Origin of the sequence: uncultured Amaricoccus sp., assembly GCF_937858865.1 — a bacterium.
GTDB lineage: Bacteria > Pseudomonadota > Alphaproteobacteria > Rhodobacterales > Rhodobacteraceae > Amaricoccus.
This window is the reverse complement of sequence record NZ_CALLYO010000192.1, coordinates 1-7,190: the sequence shown is the minus strand read 5'-3', so window position 1 is coordinate 7,190 and position 7,190 is coordinate 1. Positions and strand designations below refer to the sequence as shown.

Annotated in this window: 9 protein-coding genes; 5 read left to right on the top strand and 4 right to left on the bottom strand. The window is 74.7% G+C overall.

Features of this window, described 5'->3' with window-relative positions; genetic code table 11:
* Window positions 1–76: 76 nt before the first annotated feature.
* Together Q0112_RS05270 and Q0112_RS05265 are read right to left on the bottom strand one after the other, a co-directional pair.
* Window positions 77–754: a glutathione S-transferase family protein gene (locus Q0112_RS05270; protein ID WP_297972413.1), complete on the bottom strand. Its 678-nt coding sequence runs from the start codon at window positions 752–754 to the stop codon at window positions 77–79.
* A complete protein-coding gene (locus Q0112_RS05265) occupies window positions 751–1,281 on the bottom strand; it encodes a GNAT family N-acetyltransferase (protein ID WP_297972411.1) in 531 nt (176 codons plus the stop codon). Before Q0112_RS05265 ends, Q0112_RS05270 begins: the two co-directional genes overlap by 4 nt.
* 55 nt (window positions 1,282–1,336) lie before the next feature.
* Between Q0112_RS05265 and clpS the strand changes: the two genes are divergently transcribed.
* The 3 genes from clpS (at window position 1,337) to Q0112_RS05250 (ending at window position 2,399) form a co-directional block, all read left to right on the top strand.
* Window positions 1,337–1,642, top strand: a complete 306-nt coding sequence (gene clpS / locus Q0112_RS05260; RefSeq protein ID WP_297972407.1) for an ATP-dependent Clp protease adapter ClpS — start codon at window positions 1,337–1,339, stop codon at window positions 1,640–1,642.
* 99 nt (window positions 1,643–1,741) lie between these two features.
* Window positions 1,742–1,984 (top strand): type II toxin-antitoxin system Phd/YefM family antitoxin, encoded by a 243-nt coding sequence (locus Q0112_RS05255; RefSeq protein ID WP_297972406.1) that lies wholly within the window; start codon window positions 1,742–1,744, stop codon window positions 1,982–1,984.
* Window positions 1,985–2,081: 97 nt separating this feature from the next.
* Window positions 2,082–2,399, top strand: coding sequence for a hypothetical protein (locus Q0112_RS05250; protein ID WP_297972403.1), 318 nt, complete (start codon window positions 2,082–2,084; stop codon window positions 2,397–2,399).
* Between the two features lie 26 nt (window positions 2,400–2,425).
* Here Q0112_RS05250 and Q0112_RS05245 read toward each other — a convergent pair whose 3' ends face one another.
* Both Q0112_RS05245 and Q0112_RS05240 read right to left on the bottom strand, forming a co-directional pair.
* The gene (locus Q0112_RS05245; protein ID WP_297972401.1) at window positions 2,426–2,953 is read right to left on the bottom strand and encodes a hypothetical protein; all 528 of its coding nucleotides are present in this window, start codon (window positions 2,951–2,953) and stop codon (window positions 2,426–2,428) included.
* A gap of 10 nt (window positions 2,954–2,963) precedes the next feature.
* Complete coding sequence (locus tag Q0112_RS05240) at window positions 2,964–3,713, bottom strand: 16S rRNA (uracil(1498)-N(3))-methyltransferase (RefSeq protein ID WP_297972398.1); 750 nt, start codon at window positions 3,711–3,713, stop codon at window positions 2,964–2,966.
* 10 nt (window positions 3,714–3,723) lie between these two features.
* Between Q0112_RS05240 and ubiA the strand changes: the two genes are divergently transcribed.
* Both ubiA and Q0112_RS05230 read left to right on the top strand, forming a co-directional pair.
* On the top strand, window positions 3,724–4,704 hold the full coding sequence (gene ubiA, locus Q0112_RS05235; protein ID WP_297972395.1) for a 4-hydroxybenzoate octaprenyltransferase: 981 nt from the start codon (window positions 3,724–3,726) through the stop codon (window positions 4,702–4,704).
* Window positions 4,705–4,773: 69 nt separating this feature from the next.
* The coding region (locus tag Q0112_RS05230) for an OmpA family protein (RefSeq protein ID WP_297972415.1) at window positions 4,774–7,190 on the top strand (2,417 nt) is incomplete at its 3' end.

Sequence of the window (7,190 nt, the reverse complement as noted above, 5' to 3'; positions counted from 1 at the left end):
GGGCACGCGTGCCCGCCGGCCAAGTCATTGATTTTCCTGGGCCGAAAATCGCGTATTGACAACGTATAGACGCGCTTCAGGCGGGAAGGCGCGGCTTCGGGTCGAGCGGGAACATCGGGAAGTAGGGGGCGGCGGCGGCGAGGACGCGGGCGTAGGAGGGGCGGCGGAGGAGGCGGTCGAGGTAGGCCCGGAGCCGCGGCTCGGCCGGGCCGAGCGGCTGCACCACGTCGGCGTAGAAGAGCGCGGGGGCGGCGGCGCAGTCGGCGAGGCCGAAGTCCTCGCCGAGCGCCCAGGGGGCGGCGGGGAGCCCGGCCTCGAGGAAGCGGTAGGTGGCGGCGAGCGCCGCGCGGGCCTCGGCGACGCCGTGCGGGTCGCGGGCGCCCTCCGGGCGGATGGCGTCGGTGACGATCTTCTGCATCGGCAGCTCGACGTACTGGTCGAAGATGCGGTCCCACATGCGCGCCCGCCAGGCGAGGTCGGGGTCGGCGGGGATCATGCGCCCGCCGTCGGAGGCGCCGTGGAAGGCGTCGAGATACTCGATGACGGCGGTCGACTCGGCGACGGTGGCGCCGCGGGCGGCATCGCGCAGGACGGGGAACTTGAGGAGCGGCCAGACCTCGGCGAAGGCGGCGCGGGCCGCGGGGTCGGCGAGGTCGACGACGACCGGCTCGAAGGCGAGGCCGCGCTCGTCGAGCGCGATCAGCGCCTTGTGGCAGAAGGAGGCGAGCGGGTGGAACCAGAGGGTGAGGCTCATGCCGGGGCGCCCCAGGCGAAACCGGTTTTCCGGAGCGGGATGCCGCAGAAGCGGTCCTCGGCGCGGCCGGCCTCGGTGCCGCCCATGGCGCGGTAGAAGCGGCAGGCGATCTCGTTCTCGCTGAGCGCCCAGACGGTGAGGCGCGGCAGGCCGTTGACGGCCAGCGTGCGGCGGGCCTCGGCGAAGAGGCGGCGGCCGAGGCCGCAGCCCTGGTACTCCGGGCGGACGTAGAGCTCGTAGATCTCGCCCGAGGGGCCGCCGCCGGGGGCGCGGCTGCGGCCGAGGGTGGCGTAGCCGGCCAGCGTGCCGTCGCAGTCGACGACCAGCGCGCGGAAGCCGCGCGCGTGCATGCGGCTCCACCAGGCCGGGCCGCGGCGGGCGATCATCCGCTCGAGGGTGATGCCGGGGATGATGCCGGCATAGGCGTAGCGCCAGGCGTCGCCGTGGACGCGGGCGAGCCCCGGCCCGTCCTCGGCGGCGGACCAGCGGGTCGCGACGTTGGGCTCGGGGGGTTCGGGTTCGGTCATCCCGCGAGCATACGCCTTTCACCGTGCGGGGGAATGTGCGATTCTGGCTGGTACGATGAGCACGAGCGTCACCCGGCCGCGGACCGAGGCGAAGCCGAAGACCGAGCGGCCGAAGGCATACAAGGTCATCCTTCTCAACGACGACTACACCCCGCGCGAGTTCGTCGTGATGGTGCTGCGCGCGATCTTCCGCATGACCACCGACCAGGCGATGGCGGTGATGCTGACGGCGCACCAGCGCGGGGTGTGCGTGGTCGCGGTCTATACCCGCGAGATCGCCGAGACCAAGGCGACCCAGGCGATCGAGATGGCGGCGCGCGAGGGCTATCCGCTCATGTTCACCACCGAACCGGAGGAGTGAGGCGCGGGGGCCGTGTCGGCATGCGCTCTGTCGCGGACGGCGCGGCGGGACTTGTAGATAATGCCCAAAATAGCTAACTTCCGGAAGGCAGGAGGTAGCATGAAGCAGTTTTCCTCGACCGAGCTCGCGAACCGGACCGGAGACGTGCTGGCGGCTGCCGCCGAAGCGCCCGTGGTGATCGCGCGCCATGGCAAGCCGCGCTTCGTCATGCTGTCGGCGGAGCGCTACGAGCGCCTCTGCGGCCGGGACGAGACCCGCCGCGCGTTCCATGTCTCGGACCTGACGGATGCGGAGGCGGAGAAGCTGATCGCGGATCTGCAGGACAGCATCGAGAATGGCTGAACGCGCCCCGCCCGCGGTCGGGGACGTATGGCGCTATCCTTTCCTCTGGAGTCGGGAGGCCGCACGCGGGGAGACCGAGGGTCGGAAGGTACGGCCGGTGGCGATGACCCTGCTCACGCGGAACGCCGCCGGCGAGACAGAGGTTCTCATGGTGCCGATCACCTCGCAGGCACCCGGGGGAAGTCCGTTCGCCATGGAAGTGCCCGACATCGAGAAGCGGCGCGCGGGACTGGACCAGCACCTTCGGCTCTGGGTCGTCACCGACGAGGCCAATATCGATCTCCCCGAGCGGAGCTTCTATTTCGAGCCGGACGGGCGGCTGGGCGCGTTCGGCCTCCAGTTCACCAAGGCCGTCCAGGCGCTGATGATCCAGGCCCTGAAGGCGCGGAAGCTGAAAGGCACGAGCCGCCGCTAGCATCGACCACCCCGCTGCCCGGCCGTTCAGCCGGCCTTGCGCCAGACGGTGGTGCGGCCGGGGCGGCGGGCGGTGATGGTGGCGATGCCGGCGTCGAAGTCGATGCCGGGGAGCGGGCTCAGGGCGTCGAAGAGGGCGTCCGCGCCGGTGGCGCCGAGCGGGATGGTGAGGCGGGTGCCGTCCTCGGCGGTGATGACCCAGGCGTGCGGCGAGGCCGGCGGCAGGTGCGGGCGGCTGACGATCTCGACGCGGGTGACCGAGGGCAGGTCGACGAAGCCGCCGTCGCGCGGGCCGAGGTAGGCGATGCGGGCCTCGTCGATCACCACCACCCCCTCGGAGAGGGTGTCGGACGCGAGGCTGGCCCGGCGCAGCGCGTCGCGCAGCAGGCCGAGGCCGGTGGCGGCGGCGATGAGGCCGAGGATGAAGATCAGCGGATCGAGCCGGGCGTAGCCGCGCCAGACGAGCAGGAGGCCGGCGGCGAGCAGCGCGCCCCAGGCGATCGGCTCGCGCCAGCGGGCGAGGCGGGCGGCGAGTTCGGGGCGCAGGAAGCTCATCGCCGGCCCCTCATCGCCAGTCGCCGAGCAGCGCCTGCCAGAGGGTGATGGCGGCGACGGCGGCGGTGTCGGCGCGCAGGACGCGCGGGCCGAGGGTGACCGGCAGGACGTAGGGGAGCGCCCGCAGGCGGGCGGCCTCCTCGGGGGCGAAGCCGCCCTCGGGGCCGATCAGGATGGCCCAGGGGCCGGGGGCAGAGTTGGGGGCGGCCTCGGCCAGCGCCGCCGCGGCCGGGACGGCGGCGCGCGATTCGTCGCAGAAGACGAGGCGCCGGCCGGGGTCCCAGGCGTCGAGCAGGGCCTCGAGGCGGACGGGCGGGGCGATGTCGAGGACGAAGGTCTCGCCGCACTGTTCGGCGGCCTCGATGGCGTGGGCGCGCAGGCGGTCGGGCTGGACGCGGGCGGCGTTGGTGTGGCGGGTGAAGACCGGCAGCACGCGGGCGGCGCCGAGCTCGGCCGCCTTCTCGACGATGAAGTCGGTGCGCGCCTTCTTGATCGGGGCGAAGACGAGCCAGAGGTCGGGCGGGCGGCGCTGCGGCCGGCCGGGGGCGCGGCAGGTGACGCTGCCGCCGAGCCGGCCGGTGCGGGTGACCGGGCCGGTCCATTCGCCGTCGCGGCCGTTGAAGACGGCGACCTCGGTGCCGTGGGTGGCGCGCATGACGTTGAAGAGATAGTGCGCCTGGTCGGGGGAGAGCATGACCTGGGCGCCCGGGCCGAGGGCGCCTTCGACAAAAAGCCTGATCTTCGGTGCGGCTTCTGCCATATCTCCCCCCATGACACGGGAGACTAGCGCCAGCGGGGCGCACGAGGGAAGGGTGGCTGGGGGAAGGGTGGCGGACGCCGTCCTCGGCAACTGGGTGGACCGGCGGGCGCCGGCGGGGCTGCGCCCCTACCTGCGGCTGTCGCGGGCCGACCGGCCGATCGGGACGTGGCTGCTGCTCATCCCCTGCTGGTGGGGGCTGCTGCTGGCGGCGGCGGCGGATCCGGCCGGGCTCGCGGCGTTCGATCTCTGGATCTTCCTGGGCTGCGCCGCGGGTGCGGCGCTGATGCGCGGGGCGGGCTGCACCTGGAACGACCTGACCGACCGGGACATCGACGCCAAGGTGGCGCGGACGCGGTCGCGGCCGCTGCCCTCGGGGCAGGTGACGCCGCGGCAGGCCGTGGGCTGGATGGCGGGGCAGGCGCTCCTCGCCTTCGCGATCCTGCTGACCTTTCCGCGCGCGGCGGTGCTGCTCGGGGTGGGCTCGCTGGGGCTCGTCGCCGTCTATCCGTTCGCCAAGCGCTTCACCTGGTGGCCGCAGGTGTTCCTGGGTCTCGCTTTCAACTGGGGGGCGCTGCTCGGCTGGGCGGCGCATGCCGGGGGGCTCGCCTGGGCGGCGGGGCTGCTCTATGCGGCGGGGATCGCCTGGACGCTCTTCTACGACACGATCTATGCCCACCAGGACCGCGAGGACGACGCGCTGATCGGGGTGAAGTCGACGGCGCGGCTCTTCGGGGCGGCGACGGGGCGGTGGCTCGCCGGGTTCCTGCTGCTGGCGGCGGGGCTGGCGGCGGCGGCGGTGCTGGCGGCGGGGCTCGGGGGGGCGGCGCGGGCGGCGGCGCTGCTCGGGGTGGCGGGGTTCGCGCTGCACCTCGGCTGGCAGTTGCGGCGGCTCGACATCGACGATCCGGCGGTCTGCCTCGTGCTCTTCCGCTCGAACCGCGACGCGGGGCTGATCCTGGCGGCGGGGCTGCTCGGGGCCGCGATTCTGTGACCGGCGCTCGGGTTGATCGGAGGGCGGGATGGGCCTAAAGACCCGCGGGCTGGATGGGGTCGATTGCTGATGCGCCTGCGCGCGATCTTCTTTGCCGTCATCGCCTTCGCCCTGGCCGCAGCGGCGGCGTGGCGGGTGGCGGAGGAGGCCACCGCCCGCTACGAGGCGGCGACCGCCGGGCAGGTGCGGGCGGCGCTCGCCGCGGCCGACCAGGACTGGGCGGAGGTCGCGACCGACGGGCTGAAGGTGACGCTGACCGGTGCCGTGCCCGACGAGGCGAGCCGTTTCCGCGCGCTCGAGACGACGCGGCAGATCGTCGACGGGCGGCGGATCGAGGATCTGACCACGCTCGCCGCGGTCGAGCCGCTGCCGCCGCCGCCCTTCGCGCTCGAGCTCCTGCGCAACGAGGCGGACGTGTCGCTGATCGGCCTCGTGCCGCAGGTCGGCGGACGCGACGTGATCGGCGCGGCGCTCCGGGCCGGCGGGCTGGCTGCCAACGTGACCGACATGCTGGAATCGGCCTCCGACCCGGCGCCGGAGGGCTGGCAGGAGGCGCTCGGCTTCGGGCTGTCGGTCCTGTCCGACCTGCCGCGGGCGAAGATCAGCGTGGCGCCGGGGGCGGTGCGGGTGGTGACGGTCGCCGACAGCGCGCGCGACCAGGCGGCGATCGAGGAGCGGCTGCAGCGGGCCAAGCCCGAGGGGGTGACGCTCGCGCTCGAGGTCTCGGCGCCCAGGGCGGTGATCGCGCCCTTCGCCTTCGACTTCAGCCTGGCGGGGGGCGTCGGGCGGATGGAGGCCTGCAGCGCCCCGAGCGAGGAGACGGCGGCGACGATCCTCGCCGAGGCGCGGGCCGCCGGCCTGGCGGAGGGCGCGGCCGAGTGCCGGGTGGGCCTCGGCTCGCCCTCGGCCGGCTGGCCGGTCGCGGTCAGCCGCGGCCTCGAGGCGCTGAGGGCGCTGGGGGGCGGCCGCTTCGCGCTCCTCGATCTCGAGGCGGAGCTCACCGCGCCGGAGGGCGCCGCGCCCGATGCCGTGCAGCGAGTAGCGGCGCAGCTCGACGCCGACCTGCCCGATGTCTTCCATCTCTCCACCGTCGTCCCGGAGGAGGTCGCGGGCGAGACGGCCGGGGCGGCGGAGGCGGCGGAGGTGCCGCCCGAGTTCGAGGCGACGCTCTCGGCGGACGGCGCGGTGCGGCTGGCCGGGGCGGTGACCGATCCGACCTCGCGCGACGCGATCCTGAGCTACGCCGCCGCGCTCTTCGGGCACGACCGGGTGATGGACACGACCGAGATCGCCGAGGGGCTGCCGGCCGGCTGGCCGGGGCGGGTGCTGGCCGGAGTCGAGGCGCTCGCCGCGCTCGACGCGGGCAAGGTGGTGGTGACCGCGGAGGCGGTGACGGTCGAGGGGCGGAGCCTCGAGGCCGATGCGGGCGCGAAGGTCACGGCGCTCCTCGCCGCCAAGGTGCCGGACGGCGCGAAGGTGAACGTCGCCTACGACGCGGCCGCCGCGGCGGCCGCCGCCGAGGCGGCACGGCCGAAGCCCGAGCTCTGCGCCGACCAGATCGCCGCCATCCTCGCGGCGGGGTCGATCCAGTTCGCCCCGAGCTCGGCCGAGATCGTCCCGACGAGCAAGGGGGTGATCGCCGCCATCGCCGACGTGCTGCGCGCCTGCCCCGGCGCCGACTTCGAGATCGGCGGCCATACCGACTCGCAGGGGTCGGCCGAGGCGAACCAGCGGCTGAGCGAGGCGCGGGCGCAGGCGGTGCTGGCGGCGCTCCGCGCCGAGAACCTGCCGCTGGTGCGGCTGACCGCGCGCGGCTTCGGCGCCAGCGTGCCGGCCGCCGACAATGCGACCGAGTCGGGGCGAGCCGCCAACCGGCGCATCGAGTTCCGCCTGATCCCGGAGAGCGAGGGGGAGGAGCTCGAGGAAGCGGCGCCGGCCGACGGGCTTGCGCCGGGCGAGATTGCGGAGGCGGAGGAGTTCCCGGGTGAGGCCTGCGCGGCGCAGATCGAGGCGATCCTCGCCGAGCGGGCGATCGAGTTCTCGCCCGGCGCCGCCGAGCTGACGCCGGAGAGCGGCCCGGTGCTGGCGGAGATCGGCGCCACGCTGCGCGGCTGCCCGGAGGCGGTCTTCGAGATCGGCGGCCATACCGACGCGCAGGGCTCGGAGAGCGGCAACCTCAGGCTCAGCCAGGAGCGAGCGGAGGCGGTGCTGGCGGCGCTCCGGGCCGAGGGGCTGGCGCTGCCGGAGTCGGTGGCGCGCGGCTTCGGCGAGGCCGAGCCGGTGGCCGACAACGCCACCGCCGAGGGGCGGGCGCAGAACCGGCGGATCGCCTTTACCCTGACCGGGACGGCGGAACCGGCGCCCGAGGCTTCCGCCGCCGCCGAGGGGGAAGCCCCGGAGGCGGAGGAAGCCTGCCTGCAGACGGCGGCGGCGGCGGTCGCGCGCGCGCCGATCGCATTCGCGCCGGGCTCGGCCGAGCTCGCCGC